The organism is Nonomuraea sp. NPDC059007, assembly GCF_042740555.1.
GTDB lineage: Bacteria > Actinomycetota > Actinomycetes > Streptosporangiales > Streptosporangiaceae > Nonomuraea.
Map to the genome: position 1 here is coordinate 1 of NZ_JBHYJD010000123.1, position 1,313 is coordinate 1,313.

Annotated in this window: 1 protein-coding gene; it reads left to right on the forward strand. The window is 73.3% G+C overall.

Annotated features, from left to right (window positions below; genetic code table 11):
- Positions 1-1,074: integrase core domain-containing protein (locus tag ACFWY5_RS57985; RefSeq protein WP_379640398.1), on the forward strand; the 1,074-nt coding region annotated here is incomplete at its 5' end.
- Positions 1,075-1,313: the final 239 nt, after the last annotated feature.

A 1,313-nucleotide genomic window follows, 5' to 3' on the forward strand; every position in this document is an offset into this window, starting at 1 on the left:
AAGGTGGTGACCGGGATCGATGATCATTCGCGGTTCGTGGTGTGTGCCGCCATCGTGGCGCGGGCCACCTCCGGGCCGGTGTGTGCGGCGCTGCGGGCGGCACTGGCCGCGCACGGGGTGCCCGAGCAGATCCTCACCGACAACGGCAAGGTGTTCACCGCCCGGTTCGGTCCCGGTCCCGGTCCGGTGGCCTTCGATCGGATCTGCACCGACAACGGGATCAAGCACCTGCTCACCGCGCCGTACTCGCCGACCACCACCGGGAAGGTGGAGCGACTGCACAAGACCATGCGGCGCGAGCACTTCACCGAGTGTGATCGCCGGTATGCCACCGTGGCCCAGGCTCAGGCGGCGCTGGATGCCTGGGTGCAGATCTACAACACCACCCGGCCGCACCAGGCGCTGGGCGGCGGCTCGCCGATCGAGCGGTTCCGGCTGGCCGCCCAGCAGGCGGCACCGGTGCAGGCCGGCGAGCAGGCGGCCGAGCCGATCCAGGCGGCGGGGTCGCTGCCAGAGCCCGACGGCGCATCTTCGCGAGGGCAGGGGCGGCGCACCGCCCGGCCGCCGGGCATCACCCGCTGGGTCGACCAGCACGGGCGGATCTCGCTGGCCGGCGCCACATACCGGGTCGGCCCGGTCTTCGCCGGGGAATTGGTGGAGGTGGTGGCCGGCGATGGGCTGGTGGAGGTGCTGCACCGCGGTGTGCTGGTGGCCACCCACGTGCAGCGGGCCAGGTCCGGCGGCAAGGGCACCCGGGCCCAACCGGTGCACCGGGCGCGGGCGCCCAGCACCGGCCCGGTGGTGACCCGGGTCGCCGACCGCGACGGCGGCGTGTCGTTCGCCGGCACCATGTACCAGGCGGGCCGGGCCTGGGCCCGGCGCAGCATCCAGGTGTCGATCGTGGCCGGGTCGGTGCAGCTGTCCGTCGATGAGGTGGTGATCCGGGTGCATCCGATCCGGCACGACCGGGCCAAGGAACACGGCGCGTTCGCCACCCCGGGCGGCCGCCCGCGCAAGCCCAAGCCCAAGCCCAAGGACCTGGCCTCCGCCCGGATCCCCTCGACCGGACCTTAACCTGGCCCCAGGCCCGCCCCGGGCTGCCCCGCCGGGTCAGAATGCAGGCTCTCGGGCCCACGGTCAAGGGCGCCTACGGCGTCGCTGCGCGATGGGCTACGCCCACCCTGGACAGCGGGCCCGTTCCCCCGCCCGGCAGGCGGCTAGCGGGGAGCCAGGGAAACGTCTTGGCACTCCTCATCTCTGCCTGTCGCACAGCTACCGGAACTCCACCGTCGCGCGGGTACCGGAACTTGACA